Here is a 20,241-nt window from a genome sequence, read left to right as displayed (position 1 = left end):
GCTCACCCCATGGCGAGCATCTCGAGGAACGCCTCGACGCGGGTGCGAACCTGGGCCTCGTCCTGGGAGTAGTCGGTCTCGAGGCGCAGCATCCGGACACCCCGGCCCCGGAGCTCCCGGTCGAGCCGCAGGGCCTCGGCCGCGTAGGGGGTGCAGAACGACAGGTTGTAGTGCACCACGCCGTGGGCCCCCAGCTCCCGGGCCATCCGCGCCACGGTGTCGACCCGCTCGGCGTTGGGGGTGAAGCAGGCGCACTCGATCCGGAGCTGACGCTCGGCAATGGCGTCCAACAGCTCCTCTCGATCGGCCGGTCCCTCGTCCACCAGGTCCCGGAAGTTCCGGGAGCCCACGCACGACTCCTCGCCCACCACCACCGCCCCGCACGACTCGATCACCCGGGGTACCTTCCAGTTGGGGATCGCCATGGGCGAGCCCGACACGAGGATCCGGGGGGCTCCCTGCGGCGCCACGCCCTGCCCCCGGGCCACCCGCTCCTCCAGCTCGTCGCACAGCTCGTGGACCTTGGCCGTGAACCGCTCGGGGTCGTCGTAGAACGAGATCTGGTTCACCAGCAGGGCGTCCAGGCCGGAGATGGGGGCCGGGTCGGCGGACCGCAGGGCCGCCAGCCTGGCCAGGGCCCGGCGCTTGGCGTTGACCACGCCCACGGCCTCCCGCAGAGCGTGGTCGGTGACGCGGTTGCCCGTCAGGGCCTCGATCCGGTCCACGAACCGGGCGAGCTCGGTCCGCCACAGGACCCGGTCGGCCGGGTTCTTCATCTGGGGCAGCTCCATCACGTGCACCGGGGCCAGGGCGTGGAACGACTCGTAGGCCTTCTTCTTGCCGTCGCAGGTGGTCTCGCCCACCACCAGGTCGGCCAGCTCGATGTAGGGGCACAGCCGGGCCAGCTTGAACCCGAAGAAGCTCTTGATCAGGGGGCAGGTGGCCTGGGGCAGGTACTGCTCGGCCAGGTCGAACCCCACCTCGGCCCCTCCGCACAGCCCGATCAGCACCCCGCCCGCGGCCAGCACCACCTCCTCGGGCACGAATACGCAGAAGGCCGCGACCACCTTGCGGCCCCCCTCCTTGGCCTGCAGCAGCTCGCGCACCCGCAGCCCGTGGATCTGGCTTACCACGAAGTCGAAGTACTCCATGGCCCGGGGTCGGTTGGGCTGGCGTAGGTACACGTCCTCGTACGCCTGCCCCAGCACCGTGAGAAGGCCGTCGTGGGCCTCCAGGTCGAGGCCGAGCTCCTGCCACATCTGGCGGTCGTCCGTGGGAACCATGGGATCTCCTCCTGGAAACGGAAACGGGAAGCACGCAGTGCGCTCCGATTCTAGGAGGCCGGCCCGCCCACCGGAAATCGGAAATGGGGATCCGAGGCCGCGGGGGAATCGGTGCTGCCGATGGGGGGGGAGGAGCCGGCCGGGCCGTCAGCCCGCCAGGAACACCGCGATCACGCCCGAGAGGAACACCCCGTCGAAGGTGCCGGCGCCGCCGATGGAGGCCACCGGTGCATCCGAGTTCCGCGAAAGCCCTTTCTCCCGATCAGCCCGGGCCCCACTGGACGGTGGCGGCGGCGTAGGTGAAACCGATCCCAGCGGACACCAACACCGTCAGATCGCCGTTGCGGAGGGCACCGCTCCGGACCCCTAGCTCCAGGGAGAGGATCACGTCGTTGGTGCCGTGATGGCCCCATTCGGCGAGCGATGCACTCCGGCGGTCGCGGATTCCCAGGGTCGAGAGGATCTGTTCGCGCACGGCAGGAGGGAGGTGGCGCAGGGCCAGGTAGTCGGGGCGTCTTCCTTGGAGGGCCACCCGGGCCACCGCGACCAGGCCCGTGGGGAACCGGGTCGCCAGGTACTCGGCCAGGGCTGCCGGGGCCGCCGTCTGGAAGAACATCGCGGGGGTGCCCAGGTTCTCCTCACAGAAGGGCTGCTCGGTCCCCCCGCCCGGCACGTACACCGCGTCGGCCATGTCCGGGTCCACGTGAAACGCTAGGCCGAGCAACCGGTTCCGGGGATGGTCCTTTCTGAGGAGGAGAGCCCCGCCCGAGGCCGAGTAGGCAAGAAGAAACCGGGTTTGCGGGTTTCGGGGGTCCACCAGGTCGACGTTCCGGGTGCCCCCGGCCAGGAGCACCGTCCGGATCGTGTCGTCCCCCATCATGAGGTCCCGGGCCACCCGGAGGCCGACAAGGCTCGTGACCCCCTGACCCACGAGGTCGAACGCCCAGGCGTTCCGGCAGCCCACCTCCTCCTGGAGCCGGATGGCCGCGGTCTGGGCGACGTAGTCCTTGTACTCCTCCCCGGTCCAGATCACCACGTCCACCTGCTCCGGCTCGACCCCACCCCGAGCCAGCGCCTGGCGCGCCGCCTGCACGGCCATCGGCACGGGATGGTCCCCAGGGCCGGGCACGGGTCTGCAGCGGATCCCCAGCGCCTCGACCTCCTCCTTCCCGAGCCCCGCCCGGGAGGCCACCCGGGCGGCCGTCTCGCGGCGCAGGGGAAGGTACACGCCGTGGCTGACGATCCCGATGGAGGCCTCGGACGGACTCATGGATTCCCCTCCGAGTGGGCCAACAGCACCCGGCCCCCTTGATGCCGCGCCGTGGTTACGGGTCCCCACCGGAGGACCAGGGCGTCCCAAGCGTAGCCGATCCCTGCAGAGAGCATGAGCACGATGTCGCCGTCCCGAAGCCGTCCCTCCTCAACGGCGAGCTCGAGGGACAGGAGCTGGTCGTTCTGCCCGTGGTGACCGAACTCGGCCAGGTACCGGCTCTGTTCCGGCCGGAGCCCCAGCTGGGCCAGGAGCCACTCGTGGGCGCTCCGCTTGACGAGCAGGGTGGCCAGGTAGCCGACGTCGCCCCGCGACAGGCCGCTCTTCTCCAGGGCGCGATCGATGCAGGTCAGCCAGTTCTTCAGGGACAGCCGCTCGAGCCGCTCCTTCATGCCCTGCGGGTCCAGCACGTCCAGGTACTGCTTGCCCTCGCGGAGCCCCTCGGGCGTGACCGGCGCGACCGATCCCCCCTGGGGAACGTAGACGTCCCACGCAAACGACCCGTCGCTCATGAAATGTCCGTCGAGGATCTCGTTGACGGGGCAATCCCGCTGGACCACGCAGGCTGCGCCGCCGGCCGCCAGGAAGTACATCCACCGCACCCGCGGGTTCGCGTAGTGGATGAGGTCGGAGTTGCGGTAGCCGGACACGACCAGGACGTTGCGAAGCCCCGGGTCCGCCCGGATCATGTCGCGGGCGAGCTTCAGCGCCACCACGGTGGTGCCGCAACGCTGCTGCATGTCGAACGACCACGCGCGCCGCAGGCCGAGCTCCTTTTGGATCTTCGGCCCCACGGGCCAGTTGCGGTACTCCTTGACCTCCTCCCCGCTCCAAACCACCAGGTCGATCTCGGAGGGCTGGAGCCCGGAGTAGTACAGAGCCTTGCGTGCGGCCTTCAGACCCATGGCCACCGTTCCGTCGCCCGGGCCCGGGACGTTTTTCTGGTACCACCCCAGCTTGGTGCGGATGATCTCGGCCGGCGTCCCGCTCTGGGCGGCGATGTACTCCGCCTGGTGGTAGGCTCGGGGGATGTACGTGGCCAGGCTCCGGATGCCTGCGCGGTTCCTTTCGGTCACGTCACTGCCCCCCTGTCCGGGTCGGCTCCCGCCGGGCCAAGACCTGGTGCACCGCGCCCATGATCCCCTTGGGGAAGAGGAACACCACCAGCATGAACAGGATCCCGAAGTGGAGGACCCATCGCTCGGCCAGCCGCTGGGCGATCTCCACCCCGGGGAGCAGGGTCGAGGCAGCCGTCTGGAGCTCGGGCAGCCAGGTCTCGGCCACCATGATGAAGGCGGCGCCCACGATGCTGCCGTACAGGGTGCCCAGCCCGCCGATGATCACCATGAGGAGGATGTTGAGCATGATGGGGATCCCCAGCACGGACTCGGGGTTGACGTAGCGCACCCACGCGGCGAACAACACCCCTGCGATCGAGGCACCGGCCGAGCCCACCACGGTGGCCAGGAGCTGGTAAAGGAAGGTCCGGTAGCCCAGGGCCGTGGCGCGTTGCTCGTTCTCCCGTATCGACTCGATCACGCGGCCCACCGGCGACTCCACGAACCGCAGCAGGCCGGCGAACACCGCCACCGATACCCCCAGGATGGCGTAGTAGGTGATCAGCCGTCCGTCCACGCTCACCCCCAGGACCTCTCCTCCGGTCCAACCCACCCCCAGCACCCCGGGCAGACGGAACGACACCCCGTCCTCTCCCAAGGTGAGGCTGGTCCATTGCCCCCCCAGGATGTGGGCGAACTCCGCGAGGGCCAGCGTGACCATTGCGAAGAAGATCGCCTTGACCCGGAGGGAGAAGAACGCCACGGCCGAGGCCAACACCGAGCTCAACCCCACGGCCAACACCAGGGCCACGACCAGGTGGTATCCCCGGGGCTCACCGCCGTGGTGGATCACCAGGGCCAGGCAATAGGCGCCCAGGCCGAAGAACATGCCGTGGGCAAAGGACACGATCCCGGTGTAGCCGATGATCAGGTCGTAGGACGCGACCACCACCGCGAAGATCATGATTTTGGCCAGGACGTCCATGGCCCGGAACGACGGGAAGATCCAGGGGCCCAGGACGAAGCCCAGCAGGAGAAGCCCGCGTACCCCCGCGGCGAGGAGGCGGGTTCGGTCCCGGCTCCACCCCGTGCCGCGGGCAGCCGGGTTCAAAGGAACGGCCCTGGAAGCCATGCTCTCCCCCTCCCTATTCCTGCCCCATCAGACCCTGGGGCCTGAGGAGGAGAACGATCACCATGATCAGGATGTTCACGCCGAGGGCGAGCTTGGGCACGAGGAACGAGACGTAGTTGAACGCCAACCCCACGACCACGGCTCCCACGAACGAGCCCGTGACGGAGCCCATTCCCCCGATGATCACGACGATCAGGGCCAGGATGAGGTTCTCGTCGCCCATGCCGGGGTGGATCTGCTCCCGGAAGACGGCCCACATGGCCCCGCCCACGGCCGCCAGGGCCGCCCCGCCTGCGAATACCGCGGTGAAGATGCGGCCGATGTCGTACCCCATGACCTCCACGATCTCCCGGTTCTCCACTCCCGCCCGGACGACGAGGCCCAGCCTCGTGCGCCGGAGGAGGAGGTGGAGCCCCCCGAACACCGCCACGCCCACCACGACGGCCAGCACCCGGAACCGGTTGATCACCACGTCGAACAGGTCGTAGCTCCCCTGGAGGGCCTGGGGCACGAGCACCATCTCGTCGTTGGGCCCCCACACGATCTTGATCACCTCGGCCATCACCAGGGAGAGGCCCACCGTGATGAGGATCTGCTTCAGGTGATCGCCGTACACCCGGCGGACCACCACCCGTTCCACCACCACCCCCAGCACGGCGCCCACCCCGGCGGCGGCCGCCAAGGCGAGCAGGGTGGAACCCAGGCTCTGCCCGAGCGAGCCCGTCTCGACCCAGCCCAAAACGTCGAGGCGCCGCAGCACGCTGAACCCCACGTACCCGCCCCACGCGAAGAACGCGCCGTGAGCCAGGTTGAGCACGTCCATCAGGCCGAAGATCAGGGTGAGGCCCACCGCCGTGAGGAACAGCAACATCCCCATGGCCAGGCCGGCCACCGTGAGGACCAGGTAGGTGGTGGGATCGATCCAGATGAGCGGCAGCAGAACCAATGCCGCTGCCCCCGCCCCCACGGCCAGCTGCCGACCATTGACCGGCCGGCCCGAGGGCTGTCCGACTGCCACGTCCAGCGCGTTCATCCCTTCGTGCTCCTCACCCGATTCCCAGGTACCTTTTTTTCACCGTGTGATCGTTCACCAGGTCCTCCATCCGGCCCCCATGAACGACCCGTCCGTCGTCCAGGATGAAGTAGTCGGTCCCCACGTGTCGGGCCATGTGGAAGTTCTGCTCCACCAGGATCACGGTCGTCTCCTCGCGCATGTGCCGGAGCGACTCGATCAGGTGGTCCACGACCACGGGCGCCAGCCCCTTGGACGGCTCGTCGATCAGGAGCAGCCGGTGATCCGTGACGAAGGCCCGACCGATGGCCACCATCTGCTTCTGGCCTCCGGAGAGCACGCCCGCCTTGGCCCGCCAGTACTTTTTGAGGGCGGGGAAGAGCCGGAAAACCGTGTCGAGCCGCCGGGCCGACTCCTCGGTCTCGCGGGGCATGGCCAGGCGGAAGTTCTCTTCCACGGTCAGGTGGGACAGCACCGCCTGGTCCTCCGGCACGTACCCCACGCCGAGCCGGGCGATCTCGAAGGTTCTCCGGCGCTCGATCCTCTCCCCCGCCAGCCGGATCGTCCCCTTGCTGGCCCGGACCAGCCCCATGATGGTGCGCAGGGTGGTGGTCTTTCCCGCCCCGTTCCGGCCCAGCAGCACCGTGGCCCGCCCGGGCCGGGCCTCCAGGGACACCCCCTGGAGGATGTGGTGGCCTCCGATGTGCGCGTGCACCCCCTCCAGGGCCAGGATCGGGTCAGACATCTCGCACGCCTCCGCCGAGGTAGGCCTCCAGGACCTCCGGGTTGCACGAGACCGCTTCGGGGGAGTCGTCGCACAGGAGCCGGCCGTCCTTGAGCACGGCGATGCTGTCGGAAAGGGCCATGATCATGTCGAACTTGTGCTCCACGAGAAGGATCGTGCGGGTCCGGGTCGCCTTGATCCGGCGGATGAGGTCCAGGACGGCGGGAACCTCCTCCATGCTCATGCCGGCCGTGGGCTCGTCGAGGAGCAACACCTCCGGGTCCAGGCCGAGCAGAATCGCGATCTCCAGCTGGCGCTGCTGCCCGTGGGGCAGGGCCTCGGCCCTGTCGGCCCACCGGTGCTCGAGCGACACCTCCTCCAGGATCCCGTAGGCCCGCTCCTCCAGCTCCGGGTAGGCCTCGCAACGGCGCCAGAACACCAGACCCACCCGCTCCCGGGCCTGGAGCGCGAGGCGCACGTTCTCGAGGACCGTCAGGGAGGGAAAGAGGTTGGTGAGCTGGAACGACCGGCCGATCCCGATCCGGGCCCGGTCCGCCGGCCCGAGGGGGGTGACATCCCGGCCGTGGAACAGCACCCGTCCGGAGCTGGGCCGGTACTGGCCGCTCAGCAGGTTGAACAGGGTGGTCTTCCCCGCCCCGTTGGGCCCGATGATCGACTTGAGGGTGTACGGCTCCACCCGGAGGCTCACGTTGTCGATGGCGGTGTTGCCACCGAACCGGATCGTCAGGTTCCGGGTCTCGAGGACGGCCTCGGCCACGGTGCTGTCTCCTCGGGAGGTGCGGGCAAGGGAGGGCGGCAGGGCCCCCTCCGCGGGGGCCCGCCCGCCGGGCTACCGGTTGCGGATGGGAACGTCCAGGTCCTGCCAGGTGAGCTCCCGCACGAGCACGGGTACCGCCCACGGCAGGCCGGGATCGTTCTTGATCCGGAAGTGGTACATGGACTGCAGCGCCTGATGGTCCTCCTTGCGGAACACCATCTCCCCCTTGGGGGTGTGGAAGTGCATGCCCTCCATGGCGGTGATGAGCGCTTCGGTGTCCGTGGATCCGGCCGTCTCGATGGCCTTCACCACCGCGATCGCGGCGCTCATGCCCCCGCATGTGAAGAAGTCGGGGGGCCGGTTGAAGCGCTTCCGGTGTTCTTCCACGAGCCACCGGTTCGCCTCGTTCTTGGGGATGTCGTAGTAGTAGTAGGTGGCGCCCTCCATGCCCTCCAGGGGCTTGTAGAGCTTCAGCGCGGCGAGGATGTTGCCGCCCGCCGTGAGCTTGATCCCGTGCTTCTCCTCCAGCTTCATCGCCCGCAACTTGCCCAGTGGGTTTCCCTTTCCCGCCCAGATCACGAACAGGTACTTGTCGCCCTTCACGCGGCTGAGGGCCTTGATGATCCGCTGGGCCGGAGCCGTGAAGTCCGCGGTCTTGAGGGGGACATACTCCTCGTGCACGACCTTGGCCCCCTTGGCCTCGGCAGCCTCCTTGTAGGCTGCCACGCCGTCGCGGCCGTACGCGTAGTCCTGGGCCAGGGTTGCGATGAACACCCCGGGCCGGGCCAGGGCCACCGCGTTGGCGATGGCTTCCTGGGACGAGTTCCGGCCGGTACGGAAAACGTAGCGGTTCCACGCCTTGCCGGTGATGCTGTCGGCCACGGCCGGCTCTACCACCAGCACCTTCTTGAACTCCGCGGCCACGGGCAGCATCGCGAGGGCAACGGCCGACGAGACGCCCCCCACGGCCAGGTCTACCCCGTCGTCCTTATAGGCCTCGGTCAGTCGCTGCTTGCCCAGGTCGGGCTTGAGCTGGGTGTCCTTGACGATGACCTCGATGGGCCGGCCCAGCACCCGCATCGTGCCGCGGGTGGCGTACTCCAGCCCCATCTTGAACCCGGTGATGGACTGCTTGGCGTAGACCTCGAACGGGCCCGTGACCCCCACCACCTGGGCGATCTTGATGGGCTTCTCCGTCGCCCTCGCAGGGGGAGCGGAGAACAGGGCCACCGCGAGAGCGAAGGACATGAGTGTGAACCCGTGCTTTCCCGTCATCGTCTTCCTCCTCGTGGGGTGCGGGAAACCGACCCGCGCAGGGCCGCGAGCCGGAGAGGCAACCTCAGCGGGCCTGTTGCCGAAGGACGTTCTTCAGCACCTTGCCGGCGGCGTTGCGCGGCAGGGCATCCACAAACACCACGCGTTTCGGGACCTTGTACTTGGCCAGACGGGGGCGCAGATGCTCCAGCACCTGCTGCACCGTCAGCGTGTGGCCGTGCTTGACGGCCACCACCGCGCACCCGACCTCCCCCCAGGTGTCGTCCGGCACGCCGACCACCGCGGCCTCGGAGACCTGGGGCAGCTCGTAGATCAGGTTCTCCACCTCGGCGGGGTAGACGTTCTCCCCGCCCGAGATGAACATGTCCTTCTTGCGATCCACGATGTAGAGGTCCCCGTCCTCGTCCATCCGGGCGAGGTCCCCCGAGTGGAACCACCCGCCGGAGAAGGCCTGCCGGGTGGCCTCCGGCCGGTTCCAGTACCCCTGCATCAGGTTGGGGCCCCGGAGGACCAGCTCCCCCACCTGGCCCCGGGGCACCTCGTCGCCCCGCTCGTCCACCACCCGCACCTCCACGTGGAACAGGGCCCGGCCCACCGAGCCGGCCTTGAGCAGGGCGAGGCTCTTGGGCAGGGTGGTGATGCCCGGGGCCGCCTCGCTCATGCCGAACCCCTGCTGCAGGGCGATGCCGGCCTCGTGGTACTGCTGCACCAGGCTCGGAGGAAGGGACGCGCCCCCGCTCATCGCACACCGGACGCCGGCGAACGCGGAGGGATCGAACTCCGGGTGCTGAAGGAGGAACAGGAACATCGCCGGAACTCCGAAGAAGAGGCTGATCCTCTCCTCCCTCAGGAGCCGAAGGGCCTCGGAGGCGTCGAAGGTCCGCTGGAGCACGACCGTGCCGCCCACATAGAGCATGGGCAGGGTGAACAGCCCGATCCCCCCGATGTGGAACATGGGCAGGGCGAGGAGATTTCGGTCGGCCGACGTGAAGTCCAGAGCCAGCTGGAGGTTGAGGGCGTTCCAGAAACTGGCGCCCTGGCTGAGCACGGCACCCTTCGGCCGCCCGGTGGTGCCCGAGGTGTACATGAGGATGTGGGGCGTGTCCCCGTCCGGAAGCGGGGAGACCTCGGGCTCGGCATCCGGTTGCGCGGCCAAGCACGCCTCGTACGCGTGGGCCCCCAGGACAGCGTCCGCACCCAGGCACACGGCCCGGCGCACGCAGGCAGCGGCGCGGAGCTCTCGGGCGAGGTCCTCCAGCCCGGGATCGAACAACAGGGTCTCGGTGCCGCTGTCCGTGAGGATGTAGTCCAGCTCCGGGGCGGTCAGACGCCAGTTCAGCGGCACCAGGATCGCGCCCAGCTTGGCCGTGGCAAAGATCACCTCCACGAACTCGACACGGTTGTAGGCCAGCAGCCCCACCCGGTCGCCCGGCTTGACCCCCAGGGCCTGCAGCGCCCTTGCCGCCCGGTTGACCCGGCGGTTGAGATCCCGGTACGTCAGGCGCCGGTCTCCGTCCACCACCGCTTCCCGGTCCGCGCTCAGCTCCTCGCGCTTGCGAAGCCACCAGCCGATTCCGTCCACGGCACTCCCTCCTCCGGGCTCAGGCACGGATCTTCCTCAACACATCCGCCAGATTTCGGGCGAAGTTCTCCACGTGGCCCATGCCCTCCTGGTCCTCGAGCGCATCCCGGGCCCCCCCGGTCCCGGCCATCCCCACGGTCCAGTAGGTCGACCCGGGAACGGTGATGCCGTTGATGAAGAACCACAGCAGGAGCTGGGAGAAGGCGAGGTTGTGGCCGGCCCGTCGGGCGACCGTGATCGGACCGCCCACCTTCCCTGCCAGGAACTTGCCGTTCCAGTGGGCCACGAAGGTCGCTCGGGAAAGCAGGGCCATCATGGGGGGCACGACCGAGGACATGTAGACCGGCGACCCCAACACGATGCCGTCCGCCGCGCACATCTTGTCGAGGATCTCGGCGAAGTCGTCGTCCTGGATGGCGCATCGGGCCGTCTCCACACACTCGTAGCACCCCCGGCAGGGCTGGATCTCCTTTCCGCGAAGGGAGATCACCTCGGTCTCGATCCCCTCCTGCTCCAGGATCCCGGCGCACCGGTTGAGGTACTCCAAGGTGTTGCTCTGGGGCCGCAGGCTGCCGCCGATGCACACGACTCTCATGTCTCGTCCTTTCCTAGAATGTCCCGGACGTCCATGGACGTTTGGAGAGATCCGTTTCGCAACTGCTCGGTCATCAGATCCGAGAAGAACGTCTGTTCGAAGCACCTGCCGAACAGGGCCCTTTCGGTTCGAAAGCCATCCTCCAGCGCGCTTTCTCCGGCGGCGCGCACCGCCTGCTTGGCCAGGGAGAGCGCGTACGCGGGGTGGCGGAGCACCGATTCGAGCAGCCTCCGTGTCTCTTCCTCCAGGGCCTCGGGGGCGACCACGCGGTGGACCAGCCCGAGGCGGGCCGCTTCGTCGCCTGGGTAGAGCCTTCCGCTCAGGATCATCTCCGTGGCCAGGCCCCTCCCGACCAGCAGGGGGAGGCGTTGGGTCCCTCCCCCCCCCGGGATGAGCCCCACCTTGACCTCGGGCAACCCGATGCGGGCGGTCGTGCTGGCCACCCGGAAGTCGCAGGCCAGGGCGAGCTCGAATCCGCCGCCGAAGCACAGGCCGTTGATCGCTGCAACCAGGATGAGCGGGCTCGCCTCCATCCGGCTGAGCAGGCGCTGGAACCGCTCCGAGAACGCCTCCCCCCGCTCCGGGTCCAACCGCATCATCTCGACCCCGTCGGCGCCGCCGATGAAGTAGGTGGGACCCGTTCCGGTGAAGACGAGCGCTCGGACGTTTGCCCTTTCGGACTCGTCCAGAAGGCGCCCGAGCTCTGCCATCAGGGCCGAGTGGATGGAATTGCGGTCCCGAGGTCTTCTCACGGCCACCCAGCGGATTGCGCCCTCGTCCCTCACGTCCACGTGCTCGAATCCCGTCATCGCCGCCTCACATCACCAAACCGCCGTTGGGGCTGAAGACCTGTCCCGTGAAGAAGTCCGCCTCGGGAGAGGCGAGGAACCCCACCAGGGCCGCTATCTCCTCAGGGGTTCCCAATCTCTTCAGGGGCGTCCTTTTCAAGATGTGATCGCAGAAACCGGGGGGCAGGCCTTCCAGCATCGGGGTGTCGACATAGCCCGGAGCGATCACGTTGACGCGTACGTTGTGGCGGGCAGCTTCGGCGGCAAGGGACCTGGCCAGCATGTTCACCGCCCCTTTTGCGGCCGAGTACGCCACGGCCCCGGGGGTGGGCGTGAGCGAGGCGACCGACGAGAACAGGACGATCCGTCCCCCGCCCCTTTCCTTCATGTGTCGCACCGCCTCACGACAGCAGAAGAAGGTGCCGTCCAGGTTGACGGCCATCAGGCGGCGCCACCCCTCATCGGACAGCTCGTCGAGCCAGGCGGTCTGGCCCAGGATCCCGGCGGCGTGAACCACGAGGTCCAGTCGGGGAGCCCGCTCGAGAACCGCCTCGAACAGCCCTGCCACGGAAGAGCTGCTCGCCACGTCCACGACCAAGGCCTCGGCCCGGCCCCCACGGCAGGCGACCTCCTGGGCCACGGCCCGCGCCGCGGTCAGGTCGATGTCAGCCATGAACACGGTCCGGCCGGCGCGGGCCAGCCGAAGGGCCGCGGCCCGCCCCATTCCCGAGCCGGCCCCGGTAATCAGCGCCGTTTCCACCGGTCGCGTGCGCATGTCAGAGGTCCCGCAGCCTGTCGAAGGCCTGCGCCGGCTTCGGCGTGGGGAAGAGAATCAGGCCCGGCGAATCCAGCTGCTCGATGACTCCGTGGGCCACGGCCTCTGTGGAATCCATAAGACTCCTGTGCTCGGCGACGAGGGGCCTCATCTCGTCCGCCCCGCATGACGTCTCGAAAAACTCGGTGTCGGTGAGATGGGGACAAACCGCCTTGACCCGAACTCCGGTGCCCTGGAGGTCGCGGGCAAGGCCCCGCGAGAAGCCGACCACCGCGTGCTTGCTGGCCACGTATGCCGCCACGTTGTTCGCGTGGGCCACGAGCCCTGCGATGGAGGCCATGTTCACGATGAGTCCCCTCCCCCGCCCCAGCATGTCGGGGAGAACCGCCTGCGTCAGGAACACCGTGGCAAACAGGTTCACCTCAAACAGGGCCCTCCACACCGGCTCGGAAGCCTTCAAGAACGGCCCATAAGCTCCCCTGCCGGCGTTGTTGACCAAAACGTCGATCCGCCCCCAGCGCCCTACGACCCGTTCGAGCAGATCGGCCCGGCCCCGCGACGTCGTCACATCGGCTTTCACGATGAGGGTGGGGCCCGGGCATCCGTCCACAACCTCCCTAAGTCGCTCCTCCCGGCGAGCCGCCAGGGCCACCCGCGCGCCCTGACGGGAGAACTCCTGGGCCAAGGCCGCACCGATCCCGGAGCTGGCCCCTGTCACCACGACGACGTCTTCAGACCCGAGATCCCGCATCAAGGTAGACACTCCCCAAAAGCTGAGACATGAACCATGTGTCAGAAAACTATCCGGCCTTCCTCCCGGGTGTCAAGAAAAAAATGAAACGGTGTTGTTTTGGCTTGCGGGTCGGCAAAACGGCGGGAGGTGCGAGAGGGGTGCAGCCCACGGCCACCCGCTCGGTCGCTCAAGAGGGGGGGGGAAAACGGGAGAGGGGGCGGCCGGGTCCCACAGGTCCGAGGCCGGCCCCTTTACGACAGAAGAGCCTCAGATATCCAGGAACCCCTCGGCGGGCCCCTGCCTCACGCCGGCAACGGCCAGCAAAGACTCACCTTCGGGGATCCAATCCATAAAGGAGGAACTCAGCGAGGTCTGCAAACAACGGGGACGGAAACTCCGCGGCATCGTCCGGAGCCCAGACGATCCACTTCAACCCGATAAAGTGGGTGAGCCCCATGATGGAACGCACGAGGAAGGTGGGGGGGAGATCACGGAGTTGACCCCTTTCGATGCCCTTTTTGACCCCTTTGAGATATCCCTGGGCGATCTTGTTGTAGTACCACATCCCCACGTCCTGGGCGATCATCTCGAACTCCGGGATCAGCCTGTATATGGCCCGGTGCCTGCGCAGAAAGTCGAAAAACGCCCAGATACCGACGAGCTCGGCCTCCCTCCGGTCCTCAATCCCGGCAATGGCCTGTTGGATCTCCCGGCGAGCCTCTCGGTTGATGTGCTTGATGAACCCCTCGATCAGGTCGCTCTTGCTCTCAAAGTGAACGTAAAACGTACCCTGGGCAACATTGGCCTCGCGGGTGATGTCGGCGATGTTCGCCCTGCTGAACCCGCTGCGGCCGAAAACTGCTTCTGCGGCGCGAAAAATGGCCTGGCGGGTGCGCTCTCCCTTGCTCATCGGCTCGTCCGTCCGGAAGGAGCTGGGCGGTGGGGTCCGAAAAGGGATTTGAGCGAGATCGGGGGGATCGTTCCACGGAGCAGGGCCGGCGACTCCCTTTTTCAGAAGATCTACGATCCACCCGACGGCCTCCCCAAAAGAGAAAGCCGGGGGACTGTGTTCCCAGTTCAGGTTATTGAAGTAGCAAATTCCGATCAACGCGTAGGCCAAAAGGTTGGGGTCGAACCCGGCGATATTCCCGAGGTGGTGTTGTTGTCGGAAAAAATCTCGGTAGTGCCTCGCGATGGCCTCATAATATGATATGGTGACTTTGTCAACCAGGTCGGACTCCCCAAGAATTCTATGAAAAGCAAAGTTCTCCCGTGTATGCTCTAACAACAGAGCCACCTCAGACCTTAACAGCCCATCAAAGTCCGACGCATTGCAAGCTATACAGGCAGATCTTTCCAGAAAGCCACTCACAACCAAATCATTCAACTCTAGAAAAACCTGTTCCTTGTTGTCGAAATATTGATAAAAAGTTCCCGGAGAAACTCCGCACCTGCGGGCGATCTGGGCCACCGAGGCGGCGTAGTACCCCACCTCTTTGAACACCTCGTGGGCGGCCTCCAAGAGGGCCGCCCGTGTTTTGCGCCCTTTTGAGGATAGGGCCCGGGGCCTGGTGCGAACGCTCTTCTTCATGCGCAACGCGCTCCTTTGTGTTTTGCATGATTCACTCGTCAGTTTGCTTATACAGCGCCTTCTTTCGGGTGTCCAGAATCACGGAGACCTTTTTCCCCGGAGGCGACCAGGCCCGCCTCCCAGCCCATGGAACGGCGGCCAAGCGGGCGAACTCTTGGGGCTCCGAGGGCATAGGGGATGGGGCCTGCTTCTGGTTCGGAGACCAAAGGTCGTCAAGGAGACAAAGGTCCGGGAAATGTGGGAGAGGGCCCCTCCCTCGGCACGGTCCGATTCGACCGTGCCGAGGAGAGTCCTGTCTTCCAAGTAACTTCCGCTAGGAGGCTGGGAGGCTAGGACGCATGAAAACCTACTTGATTCCAGAGTGTTCCAAGCACGCCCCAGCCCCTTTGGCGCCGCCTCACGGTCTCGGGGGCATGGGGTCTGCTGGAGAGCCGCGTGCGGCTCCTTGGCTCGCCGCGCAGCGCCTCCAACGCTCGCACCGTGAACCGTTCGGTCCCCGGCCGGACTGCCATGAAACCACCGTTGGTGCCCCGTGCCTGCGCGGCGAATCTCATGCCCGGCTTCGCGCGCGGCCGGAAGCGGACCCCATGCCCCACCGCCGAAACTGTGCGGGGGTCGGGTCGAGTTATTTCTTCGCAAACAGGCCGCCTCGCGGCCTATGGAAGCTGGATTCTGTTGCTGATCCCTGAAACGCCGGCGGCCGGCTCTCCAGCAGGCCCCACGATCCGAGAGGCAGCCGTGGGGGGGAGGAGCCGGCCGGGCCGTCAGCCCGCCAGGAACACGGCGATCACGCCCGAGAGGAACACCCCGTCGAAGGTGCCGGCGCCGCCGATGGAGGCCACCGGCGCGCCCAGGCGGGCGATCTTGGGGAGGTTCAGCAGATCCGCGCCGAGCAGGCACCCCAGGGTGCCGGCCACGTAGGCCGCCGGGCCGGCCTCGGCCGGGCTGAACAAGAGGGCCGCGATCGCGGCCGCGGCCGGGGGCACGAGCAGGGGCACCGCGATGCCGAACCCCGGCACCGGCCGGGCGAACCGGTGGACCACCCAGGTCACGGCGGCCGTGGCCGCCAGGTACCCCCAGGGCGACCCGGCCCGGCCCAGGAGGTACAGGGACACCAGGGTGGGGATCACGGCCCCGCCCAGGTTGACGGCCAGCACGGTCTCCTGGCGCAGGGGCAGCCCCGGGAACCGGAACCGGAACCCCAGGGCCAGCAGGTCCAGCTGGACCGGCCGGGCCGGGGCCTGGATCCGCCGCACCGGGATGTTGATCCCGCTGCCCAACAGGCTGCCCAAGAGCACCAGGGGCACGGCCTGGGGCGGGAGCCCCAGCTTGGCGAACGCCGCCCCGATCAGCCCCACCTGGACCAAGGCCAGCACGAACAGGCCCAGGAGGAACAGCACCAGGGCGAACACCAGGGCCAAGGGGAAGAAGATCACGCCGCCGCCTCCCACAGCTCGGCCAGGGCGTCGGCCACCTCGTCCGGGGCCTGGAGGATCACCATGTGCCCGGCACCGGGCACCAGGCAGAGCCGGGCGCCGGCCACGGCACCAGCCAGCTCCCGGGACAGCTCAGGGGGGGTCATGGCGTCCTGGTCACCGCACACCACGGCCGCGGGCACCCGGATCCGGGCCAGGACGTCGGGGGGTAGCCCGTAGCGCTGGCAGGCCTGGAGGTCGGCCAGGAGCACGTCGGGGCCGGCCTCGGACAGGGTCGGGACCGCCTCGCGCCACACCTCCTCCGGGGTTCCCCGGGGGTAGCACCAGCGGGCGATCCGTTCGACCGTGGGGCCGAACGCGGTCCGCAGCCCCTCGAGGATCGCCGGGTTCACGGCCAGCCGGGCGCCCGTGGCCACCGCGGCCAGGCCCAGGACCGTTTCCGCCCCCTGGGCCGCGAGGGTCAGGGCCACGGCACCGCCCAGGGAGTGGCCGGCCACGGCATAGGCGGCCACGCCCCCCTGGCGAAGCCCTGCGGCCACGGCCGCGGCGAGCCCCTCCACCGACCACTCGTCCGGCGGCGCGGACCGGCCGTGGCCGGGCAGGTCCGCGGCCACGGCCGGAATGCCCCGGGCCCGGAGCCGCTGCCACACCGGCAGCCACAGGCGGTGGACGCCGCCGGCGCCGTGGAGGAGCACCAGGGCCCGGCCGTCCGGGTCCGGTTCGCCGATCCAGTGAACTCGGGGCATGGGAACCTCCGGTCGATGGGGTCCAGCGAGAGTGAAACCGTCCGCATTCTAGCGGGCGGGGCCGAAAACACAACCGGCCGCGCGGTGCTCATCGGGCCAGGAGCCGGCCGATCCGCTCCACCAGGGCCTCCAGGTCCACCGGCTTCACCACCACGTCGTCGGCCCCCAGGCGCACGGCCCGCAGCACCGTGGCCCGGTCGCCGTGGGCCGTGACCACCACCACGGGCGGCCGACGGCGGCGGCGCGCCAGGGCCTCGAGCACCCCGAACCCGTCCAGCCGGGGCAGCTCCAGGTCGAGCACCACCAGATCGACCGGGAGCTTCTCGATCAGGTCCAGGGCCTGGAGACCGTCGCCGGCGGGCAGGGGCGAGAACCCCTTCTCCAGCAGGTATCGGGCGTACACGTCGCGCACCGAAGCCTCGTCCTCCACCAGCAGCACGGTCGGCCCCCCTTCGTCCCCGGCCGGCGACACCACCTCGGCGGCCGGGTTGCGGCGGGCCACCTCGGCCAGGGCCTCCCGCGCGGTGTCGGCCAGGGCCGTGAGGGGGTTGCGCCGCAGCCGCACCAGCGCCGGAATGCAGCGGGCCGACCCCCGGCAGCCCAGGGCCCGCACCGCCTCCACCCGGGCCCCCACGTGGGCGTGCCGGTCCTCGGCCACCCCCAGCAGGAACGCCTCCACCCGGGCCGACAGGTCCTCGGGAAACGTGACGTCGGGCCGGACCCAGCACCGGGCCAGCGCCCCCACCTGGTCGGACCGGATCCGGCCGGTCTCGAGCTTGGCCAGCAGCGCCTCGGCCTCCTCGCGGCACCGCTCCGCCGTGCGCAGCACCTGGAGCCGGCCCACCACCGCCAGGTACACCGCCTGGAGCAGGGTGGCCTTGGGCCGGGCCCGCGTCTCGCCCTGGGTCGCCGCCTGGAGCCGGTCCCGGAGGGTCTGGAGCACCTCCACCGGCAGGTCTTCGATCAGGGCCCCCCACAGGGCCAGGGCCGGCCCCTCGAGGGGCAGGTCGGCGGCCGCACGGCCCACCGCCTCCCGCGCCCCGTCGGACAGAAACTCCCAGGAGAGCACGCCCCGCTGCCGCAGCCGGGCCAGGGCCCGGGCCGCAGGGGCCGCCCGCCAGGGCTCCCGCACCAGACACCCGGCCAGGGCGTCCCCGGAGCTGGCGTCGCCGTGCTCCGCCAGGTACTCGCACAGGGTCTTCACCACCAGCGGCACGGGGGACGCGGCGAGCGCGCCCTCGATGGCCAGCAGGGTCCGGGGCTCGGCCTCCCCCAGGGCCGAGGCCGAGGCCAGCGCCACCCGGGGGTCGGGGTCGGCCAAAAGCCGGCCCCACAGGTCGTCCCGGCCGCAGGCCAGGGCCGCCCGGGCCGCCGCGGTGCGCCGGCCGGGATCGGGATCGGAGGCCCAGGCCTCCAGGGTGCGGCCGGCGTCCTGTTTCTCCAGGGCCTGGAGCACCCGGACCGCCTCGGCCTCGCCCACCCGGGGGAGCAGGGCCCGCAGGGGCTCCGCCAGCTCCGCCACCGGCCACCGCACCAGGCACTCCTCGGCCCGGCGGCGCACCGCCTCCACCGACGACGCCAGCATCCGGCCCAGCAGCCGGGCGTCCGGCGGCTGGGTGCCGGCACAGGCCAAGGCCGCCAGGGCCCCCCCCACGGCCGGGTCGTCCAGGGCCCCCTCCAGGGCCCTGGCCCAGAACGCCCGGTCGGCCTGGGCCAGGGCAGGGTGTCTCCCCACGATGCCGGCCAGGGCCCCCAGGATCGCCCCGCCGTCCCGCGCCTCCGGCCTCCAGGCCTCCCGCAGGGCCCGGTACGAGACCTCGGTGCCCCTCTCGGCCAGGACGTCGAGGGCCACCTGCCGGGCCGGCCCCTCCAGCTGGGGCCACACGGCCAGGAGCAGGGTCTCCAGGTCGGGATCGGGGGCCTCCCGCAGGCCCCGTCGGATCTCCTCGGCGGCCTCGACCTCGCCCCCCGCGGCCAACCGGGGCAGCCACACGTACCGGGCCGGGTGGGCGGTCTCGATCTCCGCCCTTCGGGCCGCGGCCGCGGCCCGAAGGGCGGGGTGGGGCACCTTGGCCTCGATGTCGGTCAGGGCCCGGTGGGCCGCGGGACTGCCCAGGCCCCCGAGGGCCCGGACGGTCGCGAGCCCCCGGGGCAGGGTGGGGCTCTTCACCACCCCCTCGACCAGGTAGGGGATCAGGGGCTCCACCAGGGAAGGGGGAAGGCTGTCGATCAGGAGCGCCGCCCTGCGGGGATCGGGCTCCCGCACCAGGTGCAGCCCGACGGCCTGCAGGCCCTCCGGGCCGGCCCGCTGGATCAGGGCGGCCAGCAGGCGGTCCAGGGCCTCGGCCGGCACCCGGACCCGGCCGGCCAGCAGGTCTTCGAGCCGACGCAGGGCCTCGGAACGGGCCGCGGTCATGGCCGTGGCAGGCGGACCCGGAAGCGGGCCCCTCGGCCCGGGGGCGGCTCATACACGATCTCGCCCCCGTGCTCCTCGACGATCTCCCGACACAGGGCCAGGCCGAGCCCCCGGCCCCGGCCGGGCTTGCCCGACACGAACGGCTGGAACAGGCGGGGCCGGATCTCGTCGGGCACCCCGGGCCCGTCGTCCTCCACCGCGATCCACACCTCCTCGGGATCGGCCCCGGCCGCGACCCGTACCGTACCGCCCGCCCCGGCCGCCTCCACCGCGTTCTGCGCCAGGTTCAGAACGACCTCCTCCAGCCGGTCGGGGTCGTGGGACACCGGGGGCAACGAAGGGGGCAGGTCGGTCTCCAGCCGCACCCCGGCCTCGTCGGCCAGGGGCGCCATGACCTCCACGGCCCGCCGCACGGCCGGCAGGGGATCGGCCGCCCGCAGTCGAACGGCCCGGGCCTGGCGGAGCTCGTCCACCCCGTCGAGCAGCCGGGAGAGCCGGGAGGCCTCGTCCGCGATCAGCCGGGCGTACCGGCGGGGGGGCGCCTGCGGCTCGGTGATCAGCTCCAGGTACTGGGCGGTTCCCAGGATCGAGTTGAGGGGGGTGCGCAGCTCGTGCACGAGCCGGCGCAGGGCCGACTCCCGGTCGGCCCGGCGGGTCAGGTCCTCCAGGGTGGACGCCAGCCGGACCCGGCTGGTGATGTCGCGGCCCGTGAGCACCGCCCCGGCCGGGCCGTCGTCGGCCCGGATCGGCGACACCGTGAACCCGAAGGTGCGCGGCCGGCCCCCCACCTCGAGGGAGACCTCGTCCACCCGCACCGAGGCGCCGCGGGCCAGGGCGGTGCGCACGGCCGCGGCCACCTCGGGCCCCAGCCGCTCGGCCACCCGCTCGGGCCCGGCCCCTTCCTCCAACGCCAGGGACTGCTCCGCCGCGGGGTTCCACAGCCGGACCCGGCCCTCCGGGTCGAACACCACGAGGACCGCGTGAATGGAACGGATCAGGTCTTGGACGGAAATCGGTTCGGTCACGGACCCCATGCCCCCTCCCCGT

At 69.7% G+C, this 20,241-nt stretch carries 18 protein-coding genes and 1 pseudogene; all 19 read right to left on the bottom strand.

What is annotated here, in order from left to right:
• Positions 1-2 precede the first annotated feature (2 nt).
• The gene (locus DEFCA_RS0114205; protein WP_025323681.1) at positions 3-1,283 is read right to left on the bottom strand and encodes a double-cubane-cluster-containing anaerobic reductase; all 1,281 of its coding nucleotides are present in this window, start codon (positions 1,281-1,283) and stop codon (positions 3-5) included.
• Positions 1,284-1,430: 147 nt separating this feature from the next.
• Positions 1,431-1,514, bottom strand: a pseudogene (locus DEFCA_RS24565) (DUF1614 domain-containing protein); the annotation flags it as partial.
• Positions 1,515-1,545: 31 nt separating this feature from the next.
• The gene (locus tag DEFCA_RS0114200) at positions 1,546-2,553 is read right to left on the bottom strand and encodes a 3-oxoacyl-[acyl-carrier-protein] synthase III C-terminal domain-containing protein (protein ID WP_025323680.1); all 1,008 of its coding nucleotides are present in this window, start codon (positions 2,551-2,553) and stop codon (positions 1,546-1,548) included.
• Complete coding sequence (locus DEFCA_RS0114195; RefSeq protein WP_025323679.1) at positions 2,550-3,629, bottom strand: 3-oxoacyl-ACP synthase; 1,080 nt, start codon at positions 3,627-3,629, stop codon at positions 2,550-2,552. The genes DEFCA_RS0114200 and DEFCA_RS0114195 overlap by 4 nt, the downstream gene beginning before the upstream one ends.
• Position 3,630: 1 nt before the next feature.
• Positions 3,631-4,743: a branched-chain amino acid ABC transporter permease gene (locus DEFCA_RS0114190; protein WP_051463261.1), complete on the bottom strand. Its 1,113-nt coding sequence runs from the start codon at positions 4,741-4,743 to the stop codon at positions 3,631-3,633.
• A gap of 13 nt (positions 4,744-4,756) precedes the next feature.
• The gene (locus DEFCA_RS0114185; protein ID WP_025323677.1) at positions 4,757-5,776 is read right to left on the bottom strand and encodes a branched-chain amino acid ABC transporter permease; all 1,020 of its coding nucleotides are present in this window, start codon (positions 5,774-5,776) and stop codon (positions 4,757-4,759) included.
• Positions 5,777-5,789: 13 nt separating this feature from the next.
• The gene (locus DEFCA_RS0114180; protein ID WP_025323676.1) at positions 5,790-6,500 is read right to left on the bottom strand and encodes an ABC transporter ATP-binding protein; all 711 of its coding nucleotides are present in this window, start codon (positions 6,498-6,500) and stop codon (positions 5,790-5,792) included.
• Positions 6,493-7,257 (bottom strand): ABC transporter ATP-binding protein, encoded by a 765-nt coding sequence (locus tag DEFCA_RS0114175; protein WP_025323675.1) that lies wholly within the window; start codon positions 7,255-7,257, stop codon positions 6,493-6,495. The genes DEFCA_RS0114180 and DEFCA_RS0114175 overlap by 8 nt, the downstream gene beginning before the upstream one ends.
• A gap of 72 nt (positions 7,258-7,329) precedes the next feature.
• Positions 7,330-8,532: a substrate-binding domain-containing protein gene (locus tag DEFCA_RS0114170; RefSeq protein WP_025323674.1), complete on the bottom strand. Its 1,203-nt coding sequence runs from the start codon at positions 8,530-8,532 to the stop codon at positions 7,330-7,332.
• Positions 8,533-8,596: 64 nt separating this feature from the next.
• Positions 8,597-10,114, bottom strand: coding sequence for an o-succinylbenzoate--CoA ligase (gene menE / locus DEFCA_RS0114165; protein WP_025323673.1), 1,518 nt, complete (start codon positions 10,112-10,114; stop codon positions 8,597-8,599).
• Positions 10,115-10,133: 19 nt separating this feature from the next.
• Positions 10,134-10,709: a flavodoxin family protein gene (locus DEFCA_RS0114160; RefSeq protein WP_025323672.1), complete on the bottom strand. Its 576-nt coding sequence runs from the start codon at positions 10,707-10,709 to the stop codon at positions 10,134-10,136.
• On the bottom strand, positions 10,706-11,518 hold the full coding sequence (locus tag DEFCA_RS0114155) for an enoyl-CoA hydratase/isomerase family protein (protein WP_025323671.1): 813 nt from the start codon (positions 11,516-11,518) through the stop codon (positions 10,706-10,708). Before DEFCA_RS0114155 ends, DEFCA_RS0114160 begins: the two co-directional genes overlap by 4 nt.
• A gap of 7 nt (positions 11,519-11,525) precedes the next feature.
• The gene (locus DEFCA_RS0114150) at positions 11,526-12,272 is read right to left on the bottom strand and encodes an SDR family NAD(P)-dependent oxidoreductase (RefSeq protein WP_025323670.1); all 747 of its coding nucleotides are present in this window, start codon (positions 12,270-12,272) and stop codon (positions 11,526-11,528) included.
• A gap of 1 nt (position 12,273) precedes the next feature.
• Positions 12,274-13,023: an SDR family NAD(P)-dependent oxidoreductase gene (locus DEFCA_RS0114145; RefSeq protein ID WP_025323669.1), complete on the bottom strand. Its 750-nt coding sequence runs from the start codon at positions 13,021-13,023 to the stop codon at positions 12,274-12,276.
• Positions 13,024-13,333: 310 nt separating this feature from the next.
• Positions 13,334-14,596 (bottom strand): TetR/AcrR family transcriptional regulator, encoded by a 1,263-nt coding sequence (locus tag DEFCA_RS21640; RefSeq protein ID WP_084319233.1) that lies wholly within the window; start codon positions 14,594-14,596, stop codon positions 13,334-13,336.
• A gap of 764 nt (positions 14,597-15,360) precedes the next feature.
• Positions 15,361-16,032, bottom strand: a complete 672-nt coding sequence (locus DEFCA_RS0114135; protein WP_025323667.1) for a DUF1614 domain-containing protein — start codon at positions 16,030-16,032, stop codon at positions 15,361-15,363.
• Positions 16,029-16,778, bottom strand: a complete 750-nt coding sequence (locus tag DEFCA_RS0114130; protein ID WP_025323666.1) for an alpha/beta fold hydrolase — start codon at positions 16,776-16,778, stop codon at positions 16,029-16,031. Before DEFCA_RS0114130 ends, DEFCA_RS0114135 begins: the two co-directional genes overlap by 4 nt.
• Before the next feature lie 88 nt (positions 16,779-16,866).
• The gene (locus DEFCA_RS20885; RefSeq protein ID WP_025323665.1) at positions 16,867-19,194 is read right to left on the bottom strand and encodes a response regulator; all 2,328 of its coding nucleotides are present in this window, start codon (positions 19,192-19,194) and stop codon (positions 16,867-16,869) included.
• Complete coding sequence (locus tag DEFCA_RS24310) at positions 19,191-20,219, bottom strand: two-component system sensor histidine kinase NtrB (protein ID WP_169709593.1); 1,029 nt, start codon at positions 20,217-20,219, stop codon at positions 19,191-19,193. Before DEFCA_RS24310 ends, DEFCA_RS20885 begins: the two co-directional genes overlap by 4 nt.
• Between the last annotated feature and the right edge of the window lie 22 nt (positions 20,220-20,241).

This window comes from Deferrisoma camini S3R1, assembly GCF_000526155.1.
GTDB classification, from domain to species: domain Bacteria; phylum Desulfobacterota; class Deferrisomatia; order Deferrisomatales; family Deferrisomataceae; genus Deferrisoma; species Deferrisoma camini.
Note: the sequence above shows the minus strand (reverse complement) of the source record. Positions and strands in the feature narration are given on the sequence as shown.